This window comes from Geodermatophilus nigrescens (assembly GCF_900129495.1).
Lineage (GTDB): Bacteria > Actinomycetota > Actinomycetes > Mycobacteriales > Geodermatophilaceae > Geodermatophilus > Geodermatophilus nigrescens.
Window position 1 is genome coordinate 483,706 of sequence record NZ_FQVX01000002.1, and the last position, 15,170, is coordinate 498,875.

The 15,170-nt window shown below is 77.3% G+C and carries 14 protein-coding genes; 6 read left to right on the forward strand and 8 right to left on the reverse strand.

All coding sequences use genetic code 11. The features are described from left to right. Entirely contained in the window at positions 1-513 is a 513-nt protein-coding gene (mug, locus tag BUE37_RS09890; protein ID WP_073420032.1) for a G/U mismatch-specific DNA glycosylase, read from the reverse strand. Positions 514-556: 43 nt separating this feature from the next. On the opposite strand from mug, the gene BUE37_RS09895 reads away from it, so the two are divergent. Then, entirely contained in the window at positions 557-1,732 is a 1,176-nt protein-coding gene (locus BUE37_RS09895) for an MFS transporter (RefSeq protein WP_073420033.1), read from the forward strand. A 28-nt stretch (positions 1,733-1,760) separates the two neighbouring features. Here the strand turns inward: BUE37_RS09895 and BUE37_RS09900 are convergent, their stop codons facing one another. Together BUE37_RS09900 and BUE37_RS23780 are read right to left on the reverse strand one after the other, a co-directional pair. Continuing rightward, entirely contained in the window at positions 1,761-2,621 is an 861-nt protein-coding gene (locus tag BUE37_RS09900; protein WP_073420700.1) for an SGNH/GDSL hydrolase family protein, read from the reverse strand. A gap of 73 nt (positions 2,622-2,694) precedes the next feature. Continuing rightward, a complete protein-coding gene (locus BUE37_RS23780) occupies positions 2,695-3,222 on the reverse strand; it encodes a VOC family protein (protein ID WP_073420034.1) in 528 nt (175 codons plus the stop codon). A gap of 193 nt (positions 3,223-3,415) precedes the next feature. Between BUE37_RS23780 and BUE37_RS09910 the strand changes: the two genes are divergently transcribed. Next, positions 3,416-6,133 carry a LuxR family transcriptional regulator gene (locus BUE37_RS09910; protein WP_175562834.1) on the forward strand — a complete coding sequence of 906 codons (2,718 nt, stop codon included), beginning with the start codon at positions 3,416-3,418 and terminating at the stop codon, positions 6,131-6,133. Between the two features lie 30 nt (positions 6,134-6,163). Here the strand turns inward: BUE37_RS09910 and BUE37_RS09915 are convergent, their stop codons facing one another. Beyond that, positions 6,164-6,463: a PspC domain-containing protein gene (locus tag BUE37_RS09915; RefSeq protein WP_073420035.1), complete on the reverse strand. Its 300-nt coding sequence runs from the start codon at positions 6,461-6,463 to the stop codon at positions 6,164-6,166. A 113-nt stretch (positions 6,464-6,576) separates the two neighbouring features. Here BUE37_RS09915 and BUE37_RS09920 point away from each other — a divergent pair, with 113 nt between their 5' ends. Next, positions 6,577-7,539, forward strand: a complete 963-nt coding sequence (locus BUE37_RS09920) for a YihY/virulence factor BrkB family protein (RefSeq protein WP_073420036.1) — start codon at positions 6,577-6,579, stop codon at positions 7,537-7,539. A 4-nt stretch (positions 7,540-7,543) separates the two neighbouring features. Here the strand turns inward: BUE37_RS09920 and BUE37_RS09925 are convergent, their stop codons facing one another. Next, positions 7,544-8,572 carry an LLM class flavin-dependent oxidoreductase gene (locus BUE37_RS09925; protein ID WP_073420037.1) on the reverse strand — a complete coding sequence of 343 codons (1,029 nt, stop codon included), beginning with the start codon at positions 8,570-8,572 and terminating at the stop codon, positions 7,544-7,546. A 181-nt stretch (positions 8,573-8,753) separates the two neighbouring features. Further along, positions 8,754-8,942 (reverse strand): hypothetical protein, encoded by a 189-nt coding sequence (locus BUE37_RS09930; protein WP_073420038.1) that lies wholly within the window; start codon positions 8,940-8,942, stop codon positions 8,754-8,756. A gap of 201 nt (positions 8,943-9,143) precedes the next feature. Between BUE37_RS09930 and BUE37_RS09935 the strand changes: the two genes are divergently transcribed. Together BUE37_RS09935 and BUE37_RS09940 are read left to right on the forward strand one after the other, a co-directional pair. Then, positions 9,144-10,784: a glycoside hydrolase family 13 protein gene (locus BUE37_RS09935; protein WP_073420039.1), complete on the forward strand. Its 1,641-nt coding sequence runs from the start codon at positions 9,144-9,146 to the stop codon at positions 10,782-10,784. Between the two features lie 40 nt (positions 10,785-10,824). After that, positions 10,825-11,208: a YchJ family protein gene (locus BUE37_RS09940; protein ID WP_073420040.1), complete on the forward strand. Its 384-nt coding sequence runs from the start codon at positions 10,825-10,827 to the stop codon at positions 11,206-11,208. 18 nt (positions 11,209-11,226) lie between these two features. Here BUE37_RS09940 and BUE37_RS09945 read toward each other — a convergent pair whose 3' ends face one another. After that, the gene (locus BUE37_RS09945; RefSeq protein ID WP_073420041.1) at positions 11,227-11,934 is read right to left on the reverse strand and encodes a response regulator; all 708 of its coding nucleotides are present in this window, start codon (positions 11,932-11,934) and stop codon (positions 11,227-11,229) included. Continuing rightward, positions 11,931-13,553 carry a sensor histidine kinase gene (locus tag BUE37_RS09950; RefSeq protein ID WP_073420042.1) on the reverse strand — a complete coding sequence of 541 codons (1,623 nt, stop codon included), beginning with the start codon at positions 13,551-13,553 and terminating at the stop codon, positions 11,931-11,933. The genes BUE37_RS09945 and BUE37_RS09950 overlap by 4 nt, the downstream gene beginning before the upstream one ends. 127 nt (positions 13,554-13,680) lie before the next feature. On the opposite strand from BUE37_RS09950, the gene BUE37_RS09955 reads away from it, so the two are divergent. Beyond that, the gene (locus BUE37_RS09955; RefSeq protein ID WP_073420043.1) at positions 13,681-15,102 is read left to right on the forward strand and encodes a cation:dicarboxylate symporter family transporter; all 1,422 of its coding nucleotides are present in this window, start codon (positions 13,681-13,683) and stop codon (positions 15,100-15,102) included. The last annotated feature ends 68 nt before the right edge of the window (positions 15,103-15,170 follow it).

The window sequence follows — 15,170 nt, forward strand, 5'->3', positions numbered from 1 at the left end:
TCACGGGCGCAGCCCGGCGTAGAGCCGGGCGAGGTCGGGCAGCTGGTGGTGGGCGTTGAGGCCGCTGGGGTTGGGCAGCACCCAGGTCTGCGCCCCCGCCAGCGACTCCTCCTGCCGGCCCCACCCGGCGCGCGGGCGGCCGGTGGCCAGCCGCCAGGCGGTGACGCCGAGGACCGCCAGCACCCGTGGCCGGTACTCCGCCACCAGGGCGGTGAGCGACCGCAGCCCGTCGCGGAGCTCCTCGGGCGTGAGCTCGGCGGCGGTGCGGGTGGGCCGGTCGGCGAGGTTGGTGACGCCGAGGCCGTACCGCGGCAGCTCGCCGTCCTCCTCCGGCGCCAGCCGCCGCGGCGTGAGCCCGGCCAGGTGCAGCGCCGGCCAGAACCGGTTGCCCGGCCGGGCGAAGTGGTGGCCCCGCTCGGCCGACAGCAGCGACGGGTTGATCCCGCAGAACAGGACGTCGAGGCCGGGGGCGACGACGTCGCGCAGCGGCTTGGCCCGCGCTCCGGTCCCCATGCCCGGGGAGTCTCCCCGCACGGGCGCCTGCGAGCATCGCCCGGTGCGGGGACGGGGGGACGCGGCGCTGCCGCGCGAGGTGGGCGTGCTGGCCGTCGTCGCGTTCGTCGTGGCGCTGGGGTTCGGCATCGTCGCCCCGGCGATCCCGCTGTTCACCCGCGCCTTCGGCGTGGGGACGACGGCCGTCGGGCTCGCGGTGAGCGCCTTCGCCTTCTTCCGCTTCGTCTCGGCGTTCGGCGGCGGGTCGCTGGTCGAGCGGCTCGGCGAGCGGGTGGTGCTGGCGTCCGGCCTGGCGATCGTCGCGCTGACCACCGGCGCGGCGGGCCTGGCGACGTCGTTCCCGGTGTTCCTCGTGCTGCGCGCCGCGGGCGGGGTGGGCAGCGCGATGTTCACCGTCGCGGCGCTGGCGCTGCTGCTGCGGGTGGCGCCGCCGACCCACCGCGGCCGCGCCGCCGCCACCTACCAGGGCGGCTTCATCCTCGGCGGCATCGCGGGGCCGGCGGCCGGCGGGCTGCTCACCGAGGTGTCGCCGCGGCTGCCGTTCTTCCTCTACGCGGCGGCCCTGCTGGTGGCCGGCGCCGTCGCGCTCGTCCTGCTCCGCGCCCCGGCCGGCGCGCCCGCCCCGGCTCCCGATCCGACCGCGCCGGACGCCCTGCCGCTGCGCGCGGCGCTGCGCTCGCGGGCCTACGTGGCGGCGCTGGTCGCCAACCTCGGCGTCGGCTGGGTGCTGTTCGGGGTGCGCAACTCGCTGGTGCCGCTGTACGTGACCGAGGAGCTGGGCCGCGGCGCCGCCTGGGCCGGGGCGGGCCTGCTGGCGGGCTCGGCGGCACAGGCGCTGGCGCTGCTGCGCTCGGGCCGGCTGGCCGACACCTGGGGACGGCGGCCGGCGCTGCTGCTCGGGTCGGCCACCGGCACCGCGGCGCTGGCGCTGCTGGTGCTGCCCCCGCAGACCGGCGTCTTCCTGCTCTCGATGGCCACCTACGGCCTGGCCGCGGCGCTGCTGGCCAGCGTGCCGGCGGCGCTGGTGGGTGACGTGAGCCCCGCCCGCGGCGGCCGGGTGGTGGCGGTGTTCCAGATGTCGGCCGACCTGGGCGCCGTCGCCGGGCCGCTGGTGGCCGGCTGGCTGACCGACCTCGCCTCCTACCAGGTGGCGTTCGGGGTCAGCACCGCGGTCGTGGCCGCCGGGCTCGTGGCGGCCCTGGCCCTCCCGCGGCGCTGACCCCGGACGGGGTCCCGGCCGACCCGGGTCAGCGCAGCCGCAGCACCTCCTGCGCCCGGGCCGCCATGCCGGCCTCGCCGAGGGCGTTGGGGTGCACGATCACCGCGTTGGTGCCCTGCAGCACCGGCTCCACCCAGCGCACGCCCAGCGGCGCGCACGCGTCCCGGCCCTCGGAGACCTGCGCGAGGTCGACGAAGGTCACGCCGGTCTCGCGCGCCGCGCGCGCGACGGCGTCGTTGAGGGTCGCCTGCAGCGAGCGCAGGTACGGGACGTCGCCGGTGGCCACCTGCATGCGGTCGAAGCAGCCGCCGGAGGCCGGGAGGATCCACGGGTAGCCGAGGATCGCCACCCGCGCCCGCGGGGCCGCCTCGCGCACCGCGGTCAGCGCCCGCACCAGCGCCGGGTAGGTGGTGGAGCGCACCGTGTCCTCGAAGGAGCTGCCGTAGGTGTCGCGGCAGGGGCTGCCCTGGCCGAGCGTGAGCAGCCCGGCGGCGGAGCAGCGCAGGATCGACTGGATGAACACGCCGCTGTCGTTGCCGCCGATGGTCATGGTGACCAGGTCGGTCTCCGCCGACAGCGCCTCCAGCTGCGGCGGCACGCCCGGGTGCTGCGCCTCGAAGTAGTCGTTCGTGTCGGCGCCGCCGCAGGTGACGTCGGTCAGCCGGGCGCCGATCGCCTGCGCCAGCACGTGCGGGTAGTTGCGGGTCGACCGCAGGCACTGCGGCGCGGCGGTGGGGTCCGGCGGCAGGACCCCGGAGGCCGCGCTGTAGGAGTCGCCCAGGGCGACGTAGTCGAGGGGCTCGCGCGGCGGCGGGGCGGCCGCCGCGGGCGGGACCAGGAGGACGACGCCGGCGAGGGCGGCGAACAGGACGGCGATCAGGCGGCGCAAGCGGACCACTCCATCGGGGCCGGGGGACGACGACGCCGTGCTCAACGACGGCGACCCGATCGGGTGACGGCGCTCACCCTGCGACCGCGTCGAGACCGGCGGTGTCGACCCCGGTGTCGACACCGGTGTCGACACCGGCGGCGGCCAGCACCTCGCGCGCCCGGACGTCGAGCCGCTCCTGCGTCAGCCCGGGCTCCCGCAGCTCCGCGTACGCCGCGGCGAGCACCGCGTTCGGCACGGTGAACTCCAGCGCGATGCCGTCGGGGTCGCGCAGGTTGAGGTGCCAGCCGAAGGGCATCTCCCGGATCGGCGTGTACGTCGCGCCCATGGCCGCCAGCTGCGCCTCCCGCGCCCGCAGCTCCGCCAGGGAGCCGCAGGCGAGGCCGACGTGGTCGAGGCCGGTGCGCCGCTCGTCGAAGCGGCCGCCCGCTCCCCCGTTGAGGGCCAGCGACAGCGTGAAGCCGGTGGCGGGGTGGACGAGCACCCGCACGGTCCCGAAGTCGGCCAGCCGGAGCAGGCCGAGCAGCTCGCCGTAGAAGTGCTGGCTCGCGTCGAGGTCGGTCACCGTGAGGGTCAGGTGGTCGACGGCGGGGGCGGTCACCGGGACCCCCGCGGCGGCCGCGGCAGCGGGTACAGCGGCGCCCCGAACAGGCGCGCGAGACACCTCAGCTGCAGCGTGAGCGGCGATAGGGTCCGGCCCGGTGTCGTGGTCATGGCGTCCTCCCGAGGGTCTCCTGCCGGACGAGCGTGCGGCCGGCGGGCGAGCGGTCGCGTCGGGGAGAACCCCCGACCTCGTGGGCCGCGCGGCGGAGGTCGGCCGCCTCGACCGGCTCCTGGACGGCGCCCGCTCGGGCCGCGCCGGGCTGCTCGTGGTCGAGGGCGGGCCCGGCGTCGGCAAGACCGCCCTGCTGCGCTCCGCGACCGCCCGAGCGACGGGCTTCGGCCGGGTCTCCGCCCGCGGCATCGAGTCCGACGCGGCGCTGCCGCACGCCGTCCTCGGCGAGCTGCTGACGCCGCTGCGGCCGCTGCTCGGGGAGGTCCCGGCCGGCCAGGCGGCCGCGCTGGCCGCCGCCCTCGGCTGGGGCCCGGCCGGCGTCCCGGGCGACCGGCACCTCGTCGCCGCGGGCACCCTGTCGCTGCTCGCCGCGGCCGCCGCGGAGGCCCCGCTGCTGGTGACCGTCGACGACCTCCAGTGGGCCGATCCGCAGTCGGCCGGGGCCGTCCTGTTCGCCGCGCGCCGGATGCACGCCGACCGGGTCGCCGTCGTCGTCACCCGGCGCCCCGGGCCGGAGCCCGTCGCCGGCGACGACGTCCTGCGCCTGACCGACCTCGACCCCGCCGCCGTCCCGGACCTGCTGGCCGGCACCGTCGCCGGGCCGGTCGCCCGCCGGCTCGCCGCCCGGCTCGGCGGCAACCCGCTCGCGCTGCGGGAGGTGGCCGCGGCGCTGTCCCCGGCACAGCGGTCCGGTGCGGAGCCGCTGCCCGCCGAGCTGCCGGCCGGCCCGGGGCTCTCCGGCGCGTTCGGGCCCGAACTGGCCGCACTGCCCGCGGGCGCGCGGCAGGCGGTGCTGCTGGTGGCCGCCTCCCAGGACGGCCGCGCCGCCACGGTGGCCGCCGCCCTGGCCCGGGCGGGGCTGGACGCCGACGCGGCCCTCGACGAGGCCGAGCGGCGCGGCGTCCTCGTGCGGTCCGGCGGGGTGCTCGATCTGCGGCACCCGCTGCTGCGCGGCCTCGCGTGGGGCCGGGCCTCCCCGGCGGAGCGGCGCCGCGCGCACCGGCTGCTCGCCGAGGCCACTCCCGACGGCGACGAGGTCGCCCGCACCTGGCACCGGGCGCTGGCCACCACCGGCCCCGACGAGGCCCTGGCCGGCGAGCTCGCGGCCGTGGCCGGCCGGGCGCGGGAGCGCCGCGGCTTCGCCGCCTCCTCGGCCGCCCTGGAGCGGGCCGCCGCGCTCACCGGCGACGCCGCCCGCGCCGCCGCGCTGCTCGCCGGGGCCGTCCGGGACGCGGCGCTCGGCGGGGACGCGGCGCGCGCCCGCTCCCTGGGGGACGCCGTCCTGCGGGGCCCGGCCGTCCCGGCCGTCCGCGGCGAGGTGCTGGCCGTGCTCGGCCGGGTCGAGCAGGACACCGGCTCGGTGCCCGCCGCCCGCGACCTGCTCGAGGCCGCGGCCGGGCTCGCGGAGGGCCGCACCGCGATCTGGGCGCTCACCGACCTCGCCGTCGTCGGGCACCGGCTGGGCGACGTCGCCGGCATCCGGGCGGCGGCCCGGCGCGCGGTCGCCGTCGCGGACGACGCCGACCCGCTGCAGCGCGCGCTCGCCGCGTGGGTCGCCGGGCTCGCCGCGGTGTCCGGCGGGGACCCCGACGCCGGCCGGGCGCTGCTGCAGCGGTCGGTGCGCACGATGGAGGACACGGCCGGGCTGCGCGCGGAGGCCCGGCTGCTCCCCCTGCTGGTGCTGGCCGTCGGGTGGGTCGCCGACCCCCTGACGCTCGTGCCGGTGGTCGAGCGGCGGGTGCGCGAGGCGCGGGCCGCAGGGGCGCTCGGGGTCCTGGTCGCGGTGCTGGCGATGACCGCGCACGGCCGGGTGCAGCTGCTCGGCGACCACGCGGGCGCCTTCGCCGACGCCGGGGAGTCCGTCGAGCTCGCCGGGCAGCTGGGGTACGTCGCGGACGCCGCGCCGGCGCACGAGCTGCTCGCCTGGGAGTACGCCGCCCGCGGACGGCACGACGACGCCGAGCGGCACCTCGGGCGGGCCCGCGCGCTCGTCGTCCGGGCCGGGACGGCCGGCGTCGCCGCACACCTCGCCCTGTCCGCCGCCGCCTGCGCGCTGTGCCGCGGGGACCTCGTCACGACGGCGCGGCTGCTGGAGGAGCGGCTGGCCGCCGACGGCGGCAGCGGCGCGCTCGGCGAGCCGCTCGGGGTGGCGCCGCTGCTGGTGGAGGCGTGGACGGGGCTCGGGCGGCGGGCCGAGGCCGCCGGGCTCGCCGCCGACTACGCCGCCGTGTCGCGCTCCCCCTCCCCGGCCACCGCGGCGCTCGTGACCCGCTGCCGCGCCCTGACCTGCCCCGACGACGACGCGGCGGTCGCCCTGTTCCGGGACGCGCTGGCCGCGCACGCCGCCGGGCCCGACCGGTTCGAGGAGCCGCACACCCGGCTGCTGCTCGGCGAGCGGCTGCGCCGGGCCGGCCGCCGGGTGGCCGCCCGCGAGGAGCTCGCCGCGGCCGCCGACGCGTTCGCGGCGATGGAGCTGACGGCCTGGGCCCGGCGGGCGGAGGAGGAGCTGCGGGCCACCGGGCGGACCGCGCGGCCACGCCGGCCGCTGCCGGACGAGCCGCTGACCCCGCAGGAGGTGCGGATCGCCGCGCTGGCGGCCGGCGGCGCCTCCAACCGCGAGATCGCCGCGGAGCTGTTCCTCAGTCCGAAGACCGTGGAGCACCACCTGAGCGGCGTCTACCGCAAGCGGGGCCTGCGCTCACGCGTCCAGCTGGCCCGGCTTTTCCCGCCCGGCTGAGCGCCGGGCCGGAGGGTGCCCGGGGGACGGTCAGCGGGGCGTCCCGCCGAGCCGGCCGGAGAGGCGCTCGACCGCCTCGTCGACCCGTCGCGGCTGCTCGCCCGGAGCCAGGGGCACCGGCGGCGTCAGCACCCACAGGGCGGCGTAGAGGACGATCCCGGCGCCGCCGGCGAGGGTCAGCGCGACGAACAGGACGCGCCACAGCACCGTGTCGACGCCGGTGTAGTCGGCAAGGCCGGCGCTGACGCCGCCGAGCATCGCGCCGGACCGGGCGCGGCGGAGCTCGCGGCGGGGGGTCGGGGGGAGGGCGGTCTGCGGTGTCGATGTCATGTCCCGAGCCTGCCGCCGGGCGCACCGGCGGGGTATCCGGCGATCCCCTGGACCGACCCGGGTCCGCGCGCTCCGGGGATGCCCGGGCGCTCCCCCGACGGGACACTCCGTCCATGGCCGACGCCTCCGGCACCGGCGTCGCGCACGACGCCTCGTCCCCCCACCGGATCCCGCCCCGGGGCTGGCTCCAGGTGCTGCGCCGGTCGCTGCGCCAGGCGTTCGGCGAGCGGCTGATGGTGCAGGTGTCCGCCGTCGCCTTCTTCGCGCTGCTGTCGATCGCGCCGGTGCTGGTGACGGCGCTGTCGATCTACGGCGCCCTCAACTCCCCCGCCTCGGCGCTGCGCCAGCTCTCGGACATGGCCGCGGTGCTGCCCGACGACCTCGAGCCGCTCGTCGCCGACCAGCTCACCACGATCACCACCGCGTCCGGCCAGGTGCTCACCCTCCGCGGGCTCACCGGGCTGGCGGCCGCGCTGTGGACGGCGACGACGGCGGCCACCTACCTGGTGGACGCGCTGACGCTGGCCTACCACGAGCGCGAGACCCGGGGCGTGCTGCGCCGCAGCGGGCTGGGCCTCCTCCTCGTGCTGGGCGGGGCGGTGCTGCTGGGCGCGGCCATCGCCGTGCGCGGGCTGGTGGCGTCGGTCCTGTCCGCCGCGCCCCGCGCGGTGCGGGACCTGGAGCCGCTGCTGGTCTGGGCCGGCGTCGCCGCGCTCATGGTGGTCGTGTGCGCGGTGCTCTACCGGGTCGGTCCCGACCGGCGGCAGGCGCGGTGGCGCTGGATCAGCGGGGGTGCGGTGCTGGCGACCGGCCTGTGGGTGGCGACGTCGCTGGCGCTGTTCGCCTACGTGCAGGGCCTCGGCGACTACACCGCGACCTACGGCTCCCTGGCCGGCGTGGCGATCAGCATGGTGTGGCTGTGGCTGAGCGTGTTCCTGGTCGTGCTCGGCGCGGTGGTCAACGCCGAGGCCGAGCGGCAGACCGGGCGGGACTCGACCGTCGGGCCCGACCGGCCGCTGGGCGAGCGGGGCGCCGTCGTCGCCGACAGCGCCCCGCCCTACCCGGAGGACGCCTGAGCGATCAGGAGGAGGCCACCTGCGGGGCCACCTCGGTGCCGAGCAGCTCGATGCCGCGCAGCAGGTCGGCGTGGGCGAGCCGGGGGTTGGTCATCTGGATCGAGACCCGGTCGACGCCGCCGAGCTGGCCGGAGATGCGCACCAGCTTCTCGGCCACGGTGTCCGGGTCACCCATGAAGAAGGCCCCGTTCGGCCCGCTGGTGGCGTCGAACTGGGCACGGGTCGGCGGGGCGAAGCCGCGCTCGCGGGAGACCTTCGTGAACATCTCGTGCCAGCCCGGGTACACGGTGTCGGCGGCGGCCTTCGTGCTGTCGGCGACGAAGCCGAAGACATGCAGCCCCACCTGCAGCCGCTCGGGCGCGTGGCCGGCCCGCTCGCCGGCCTGGCGGTAGAGGTCGACGAGCGGCGCGAACTGGCGGGGCTCGCCGCCGATGATCGCGACCATCAGCGGCAGGCCGAGCAGCCCGGCGCGGACGAAGGACGTCGGGGTGCCGCCGACGCCGACCCACACCGGCAGCGGGTCCTGCAGCGGGCGCGGGTAGACGCCCTGGCCGGTGAGCGCCGGGCGGTGCCGGCCCGACCAGGTGACCCGCTCGGACTCGCGGATGCGCAGGAGCAGGTCGAGCTTCTCGTCGAACAGCTCGTCGTAGTCGGCCAGCGACAGGCCGAACAGCGGGAAGGCCTCGGTGAACGAGCCGCGGCCGACGACGAGGTCGATGCGGCCCCGGCTGATCAGGTCGAGCGTGGCGAACTGCTGGAAGACGCGCACCGGGTCGGTGGCCGAGAGCACGGTGACGGCGCTGCCGAGCCGGATGCGCGAGGTGCGGGCGGCCGCGGCGGCGAGGATGACCGGCGGCGCGGAGTCGTAGTACTCGGGGCGGTGGTGCTCGCCGATGCCGAAGGAGTACAGGCCCACCCGGTCGGCGGTCTCGATCTCCTCGAGCAGGTCGGCCATGCGCTCCTCGGGCCCGACGGCCCGCCCGGTGGACGGGTCCGTCACCGCCGCCACGAAGCTGTCGACGCCCAGGTGCACGGCGCTCCTCCTCCGGTCGCGCGGGGCACCCGCCCCGCTGTCGTCAAACGTTCAACCACAGTGAACCAGGGTGGCGTCAAGGACCTTCCCCGGAGACGACGGCGCCCCTCCGGCCGGGGGAGCCGGAGGGGCGCGTCGGGCAGTGCGGTGGTGCGGCAGTGCGGTCGAGCTGGCGGTGCGGTCAGGCGGCGTGCGTGCGGGCGTCGTCGTCCGGGCGCGGGCGCGGCACCGCCGGGCGGTCCTGCCGTCCGGCCCGCAGGCCGGCGAGGTGCCAGGAGGTGCAGTCGGGGCAGCTGGCGATCCAGACGTGCCGGGGGTGGCGGTGGCAGACGGCGCGGTCGGCCGCGGGAGCGGCCGGGGTGCTGGTCATGGCGCGTTCTTCCTGTGCCGCCCCGTCGGGCGGCTCGTGACTCGTGGGACGGCTGGTGCAACACCGTCACCCGTCCGGGGCATCCGGGATGTGCCCGACGACACCGCCACCAGCCGATTCGGCGACACCTGACAAGGTGCGTCTCACCCTTCGTGATCAGCGGTGGGCGACCGGACGGCCGGATGGGCCGATCCTTCCCGCATGTCCGCTCGACTCGTCGCTGCCGGCACCGCCGCCGGCCAGCAGCCGTGGTCCCGGCCGGCTCCCGTCCAGGAGCAGCCCTGGTGGCGCTCGGCCGTCGTCTACCAGGTCTACCTGCGCTCGTTCGCCGACGGCAACGGCGACGGCATCGGCGACCTGGCCGGCCTGCGCGCCCGCCTGCCCTACCTCTCGTGGTTGGGCGTCGACGCGCTGTGGATCAACCCGCACTACCCCTCGGGCGGCGCGGACGGCGGCTACGACGTCGTGGACTACCGGGCGGTCGACCCCGAGTACGGCGACGTGTCCGACGTCGAGGCCCTGGTCGCGGACGCGCGGAAGCTCGGCCTGCGGGTCGTGCTCGACGTCGTGCCCAACCACACCTCCGACCAGCACCCCTGGTTCCAGGCGGCGCTGGCCGACCCGGACTGCCCCGAGGCGTCGCGCTACCACTTCCGGCCGCCGTCGGAGGAGCCGCCGAACAACTGGCGCTCCCTGTTCGGCGGGCCGGCCTGGTCACGCACCCCGGACGGCCGCTGGTACCTGCACCTGTTCGCGCCCGAGCAGCCCGACCTCAACTGGCGCGACCCGGTCGTGGCCGACGACTTCGAGCGGACCCTGCGCTTCTGGCTCGACCGCGGCGTGAGCGGCTTCCGCGTCGACGTCGCCTACGGCCTGCACAAGGACGCCGGGCTGCGCGACAACCCCGGCACCTACTCCCCCACCCTGTTCGGGCACGGCCCCGAGCAGGCCATGACCTGGAACCAGCCCGAGGTCCACGACGTGTGGCGCCGCTGGCGCGCGGTCTGCGACGAGTACCCGGACACCATGCTGGTCGGCGAGGTGTGCCTGGCCGACCTCGACGAGGTCGCCCTGTACTCCCGGCCCGACGAGCTGCACCAGTCGCTGTCGTTCCGGCTGCTCAAGTCCCGGTGGGAGACCACCGCCTTCACCGAGGCGATCGGCAGCGCCCTGGACGCCTTCGGCAAGGTCGGCGCCCCGGTGTCGTGGGTGCTCGGCAACCACGACAAGGACCGGATGGTCACCCGCTTCGGCGGCGGCGAGACCGGCCTGGCGCGCGCCCGCGCCGCGGCCCTGCTGCTGCTGTCGCTGCCCGGCTCGGCCTACGTCTACGCCGGCGACGAGCTGGGCCTGCCCCAGGCGCACGTCCCCGACGAGGCCAAGCAGGACCCGATCTTCCACCGCAGCAACGGCGAGCGCGCCGGCCGCGACGGCTGCCGCGTCCCCATGCCGTGGAACGCCACCCCCGGCATCGGCTTCTCCCCCGCCCGCGCGGCGAGGCCGTGGCTGCCGGTGCCGGCCGAGTGGCGGCAGTACGCCGTCTCCCGGCAGACCCGCGACTCCTCCTCGATGCTGCACCTCTACCGCGAGGCGCTCGCGGTCCGCGCCGAGCAGCCGGCGCTGGGCACCGGCGAGGCCACGGTCAGCAGCCGCGGCGACGTGCTCACCGTCCGGTGCACCGGTGAGGGCCGCACGGTCCGCTGCGTGGTCAACATGGGCAGCGAGCCGGTGCTGGTGCGCTCCCGCGGGCGGGTGCTGCTGGAGTCCGGCCCGGGCGTGCACACCTCGGCCCGCTCGGTGGCGCTCCCGCCGGACACGGCCGTCTGGATCGCCGAGGACTGAGCCGAGGACTGAGCCGAGGACCGGCCCGCAGACTGGCGGCGTGACCCCCACGCGCTGCCCCTGCGGATCCGGCCTGCCCTACGCGGACGACTGCGGCCGCGTCCACGACGGGAGCGCGGCCGCGGCCACCGCCGAGCAGCTCATGCGCTCGCGCTACAGCGCCTTCGCCGTCGGCGATCCCGCCTACCTGCTCACCACCTGGGACCCGGCCACCCGGCCGCGCACGCTCGAGCTCGACCCGGGCGTGCGCTGGACCGGCCTGGAGGTGCTCGCCACCACCGGCGGCGGGCTGTTCGACGCCCAGGGCACGGTCACCTTCCGCGCGCACGCGCGCGCCGGTGGGCAGGACACCGTGCAGGCCGAGCACAGCCGCTTCCGCCGGCGGGACGGCCGCTGGGTGTACGTCGACGGCGACCCGGCCTGAGCGGCCCGGCCGGGGCGGTCACCGCCAGCGGTACTCCAGCTCCGGCCGCCCGGCGCCGCCGTAGCGGGGCACCCGGTCGACCAGGCCCGTCTCGGCGAGGTACTCGAGGTAGCGGCGGGCGGTGATCCGCGAGGCGCCGATGAGCTCCGCCGTCTCCGCCGCCGACACCCCGGGCGCCCGGCGCACCGCGGCCACCACGGCGTCCAGGGTCTCCCGGCCCATCCCCTTGGGCAGCGGCGCCGACCGCGACGGGCGCACGGCGCCCAGCACCCGGTCGATCTCCGCCTGCCCGGCCGCCTCCCCGCCGGCCCGCAGCTGCGCGCGGTAGGCGGCGTAGGCCTCCAGCCGGTCGCGCAGCGCCGGGTAGGTGAACGGCTTGAGCAGGTACCCGACGACGCCGTGCACCGCCGCCGCCCGCACGGTGGCGAGCTCCCGGGCGGAGGTGACGGCGAGGACGTCGACGTCGGCACCGGCCGCCCGGATCCGCCGGCACAGCTCCAGGCCCGAGGCGTCGGGCAGGTGCAGGTCGAGCAGCACCAGGTCGACGGCGGTGCGCGACAGGGCGTCGAGCGCGGCGGCGCCGGTGCCCGCGACCGCCACGGCGGTGAACCCCGCGGTGCGCTCGACGTAGGCGCGGTGGGCCTCGGCCGCGACCGGCTCGTCCTCGACCACGAGCACCCGCACCGGCGCCGGCCCGCCCGGGGTGCCGGTCCCGGCTCCCGTCACGGGGCCACCTCGGCGGGCACGGCCAGCGGCAGCGAGACGGTGAACTCCGCGCCCGGGCCGGGCCGCACGGTCACCGTGCCGCCGTGCCGGTGCACCGCCTGCCGCACCAGCGCCAGGCCCAGCCCGCGGCCGAGCCCGTCGGGCGCGCCGGCGTCGTCCTTGGTCGAGTAGCCGCGCCGGAAGGCCTCGGCCGCCTCCTCCGCGCTCAGCCCCGGGCCGCTGTCCTCGACCCGGATCTCCAGGCAGTCGCCGTCGACGGCCAGCCCCACGGCCACCTCCCGCGGCGGCTCCCCCGACAGCGCGGCGTCGATGGCGTTGTCCAGCAGGTTGCCCACGATCGTCACCAGGTCGCCGGCGGGCAGCCCGGTGACGCCGACCGCGGTGCCGGGGTCGACCTCGAGCGCCACGCCGCGCTCGGCTGCGGTGGCCGCCTTGCCCAGCAGCAGCGCGGCGAGCACCGGCTCCTCGACGGCGCCGACGACCCGGTCGGTGAGCTCCTGGGCCGAGGCCAGCGAGGCGGTCGCGAACTCGACCGCCTCGGCGCTGCGCCCGAGCTCCACCAGCGACACGGTGGTGTGCAGCCGGTTGGCCGCCTCGTGCGCCTGCGCCCGCAGCGACTCGGCGAAGGCCCGCACGCTGTCGCGCTCGCCGGCCAGCGCCTGCAGCTCGGTGTGGTCGCGCAGGGTCACCACCGAGCCGTCGCCGAGGCCGGGCGTCCGGGTGGGCATCCGGCTGACGAGCAGCACGCGCTCGTCGGTCAGGTGCACCTCGTCGACGCCGCGGCGCGGGTCGGCGAGCGCGGCGGCCAGCTCGCCGGGCAGCCCCAGGTCGGCCACCGGGCGGCCGGCGGGGTCCCCGCCCAGGCCGAGCAGGCGGCGCGCCTCGTCGTTGGCCAGCTCGACCCGGCCCCGCCCGTCGACGAGCAGCAGCCCCTCCCGCACGGCGTGCAGCACCGCCTCGTGGTGCTCGAGCATCCGGGCGAGCGTGGCGGCGTCCAGGCCGCCGGTCTGGCGCCGCAGCCGCCGGGCCACCGCGGCGCTGCCCAGGCCGCCGACGGCGAGGGTCACCGCGGCGGTGCCGAGGATGCCGGGGACGGCGTCGGCGAGGTCGGCGGCCACGACGTCGACGGTGAGCCCGGCCGACACCAGCGCCACCACGTCCCCGTCGGCGTCGAACACCGGGCCGGTGGCCCGGACCGACGGGCCGAGCGTGCCGGTGTAGGTCTCGGTGAACGTCGAGCCGGCCAGCGCCGGCCCGACCGTGCCGAGGAAGGGCCGGCCGATCTCCTGCGGGTCGGGGTGGGTGAACCGCGTGCGGTCCGGCGCCATGACGGTGACGAAGGACAGGCCGGTGTCGGCGCGCACCTGCTCCACGAACGGCTGCAGCACCGCCGTCGGGTCCCCACCGGTGACGGCGTCGGCCACGAGCGGGGAGTCGGCCAGGCTCTCCACCACGGCCGTGGTGCGCTGCTCGGCCCCGCGCTGCAGCGCCGCGCGGGCGTCGCGCCAGGCGACGAACGCCGCGGCCGCCACCACGGTCAGCAGCACCAGCGCCTGCAGCGCCAGCAGCTGCCGGGCCAGGCTGCCGCCCGTGCGGCGGCGGGGCAGGAGGCGGGGCACGCCCGAGAGTGTCCCGCGCCCGCGGCTGCGACGTGGCTCACGTACGCAATGAACACATGGGTGACGGCGGTCACGGGGTCCGGCCCACTGGTACCCGACCGTCCCGACGTCTCCCCCAGGAGCAGACATGGCAGCTGGCACCGCGGCCGGCGACACCCCGGCGCGCACCAGGCGCGACCGCACCCACTGGCTCTACATCGCCGTCATCGCCGCCGTCGCCCTCGGCATCGCCGTCGGCCTGGTGTTCCCCGAGTTCGCCGTCGGCCTGAAGTGGATCGGGACGGCGTTCGTCGCGCTGATCAAGATGCTGATCGCGCCGGTCATCTTCTGCACGATCGTCCTGGGCATCGGGTCGATCCGGCAGGCGGCGAAGGTGGGCCGGGTCGGCGGGCTGGCGCTCGGCTACTTCCTGCTCATGTCCACGGTGGCGCTGGCCATCGGCCTCGTCGTCGGCAACGTGCTGCACCCGGGCGACGGGCTGGCGCTGTCCGACGAGCTGCGCGGCCGGGGCTCCGAGCTCGCCGAGACCGCCGAGGAGAGCGGCGGCACCACCGACTTCCTGCTCGGCCTGGTCCCCACGACGCTGCTGTCGTCGCTGACCGACGGCTCCGTGCTGCAGGCGCTCCTCGTGGCGCTGCTCGTCGGGTTCGCCATCCAGGCGATGGGCCGCGCCGGCGAGCCGCTCCTGCGAGGCATCGGGCACCTGCAGAAGCTGGTCTTCCGCGTCCTGGCGATGATCATGTGGGTGGCGCCGATCGGTGCGTTCGGCGCGATCGCGGCCGTCGTCGGCGAGACCGGCGTCGACGCGCTGAAGAGCCTCGCGGTGATCATGCTCGGCTTCTACGCCACCTGCGCCGTCTTCGTCTTCGTCGTCCTCGGGCTGCTCCTGCGGCTGGCGGCGAAGGTGAACATCTTCTCGCTGCTCAGGTACCTGGGCCGGGAGTTCCTGCTCATCGTCTCGACGTCGTCGTCGGAGACGGCGCTGCCGCGGCTGATCGCGAAGATGGAGCACGCCGGCGTGAGCAAGCCGGTGGCCGGGATCGTCGTGCCGACCGGCTACTCGTTCAACCTCGACGGCACCGCCATCTACCTGACGATGGCCTCGCTGTTCATCGCCGAGGCGCTGGGTGACCCGCTGTCGGTCGGCGAGCAGGTCGGCCTGCTGGCCTTCATGATCATCGCGTCGAAGGGCGCGGCCGGGGTCACCGGTGCGGGCCTGGCCACCCTCGCCGGCGGCCTGTCGGCGCACCGCCCCGACCTGCTCGACGGCGTCGGGCTCATCGTCGGCATCGACCGGTTCATGTCCGAGGCCCGCGCGGTCACCAACTTCGCCGGCAACGCCGTCGCCACGGTCCTGGTGGCCGGCTGGACCCGCGAGCTGGACCGCGAGCAGCTCTCGGCGGCGCTGTCCGGTCAGGTGCCGTTCGACGAGGCGACGATGCTCGACGACGACCACGGGGACCTGCCCGCCGACGCCACCAACGCCGGCCCCGGCCGGCGCGACGCGCAGGCCGAGCTGCGGCAGGAGGCGCTCTCCTCGACCCGCTGAGCGGGACCTCCCGGTCACATCCCCGACCCCACCCCCGACCCCGGCCGCGCGCCGGAGCCGGGGGTGTG

Excerpts from the sequence above, each read along its gene's own strand:
- mug (WP_073420032.1), bottom strand. The coding sequence starts at position 513 with ATGGGGACCGGAGCGCGGGCCAAGCCGCTGCGCGACGTCGTCGCCCCC.
- BUE37_RS09915 (WP_073420035.1), bottom strand. The coding sequence starts at position 6,463 with ATGACATCGACACCGCAGACCGCCCTCCCCCCGACCCCCCGCCGCGAG.
- BUE37_RS09920 (WP_073420036.1), top strand. The coding sequence starts at position 6,577 with ATGGCCGACGCCTCCGGCACCGGCGTCGCGCACGACGCCTCGTCCCCC.
- BUE37_RS09930 (WP_073420038.1), bottom strand. The coding sequence starts at position 8,942 with ATGACCAGCACCCCGGCCGCTCCCGCGGCCGACCGCGCCGTCTGCCAC.
- BUE37_RS09935 (WP_073420039.1), top strand. The coding sequence starts at position 9,144 with ATGTCCGCTCGACTCGTCGCTGCCGGCACCGCCGCCGGCCAGCAGCCG.
- BUE37_RS09955 (WP_073420043.1), top strand. The coding sequence starts at position 13,681 with ATGGCAGCTGGCACCGCGGCCGGCGACACCCCGGCGCGCACCAGGCGC.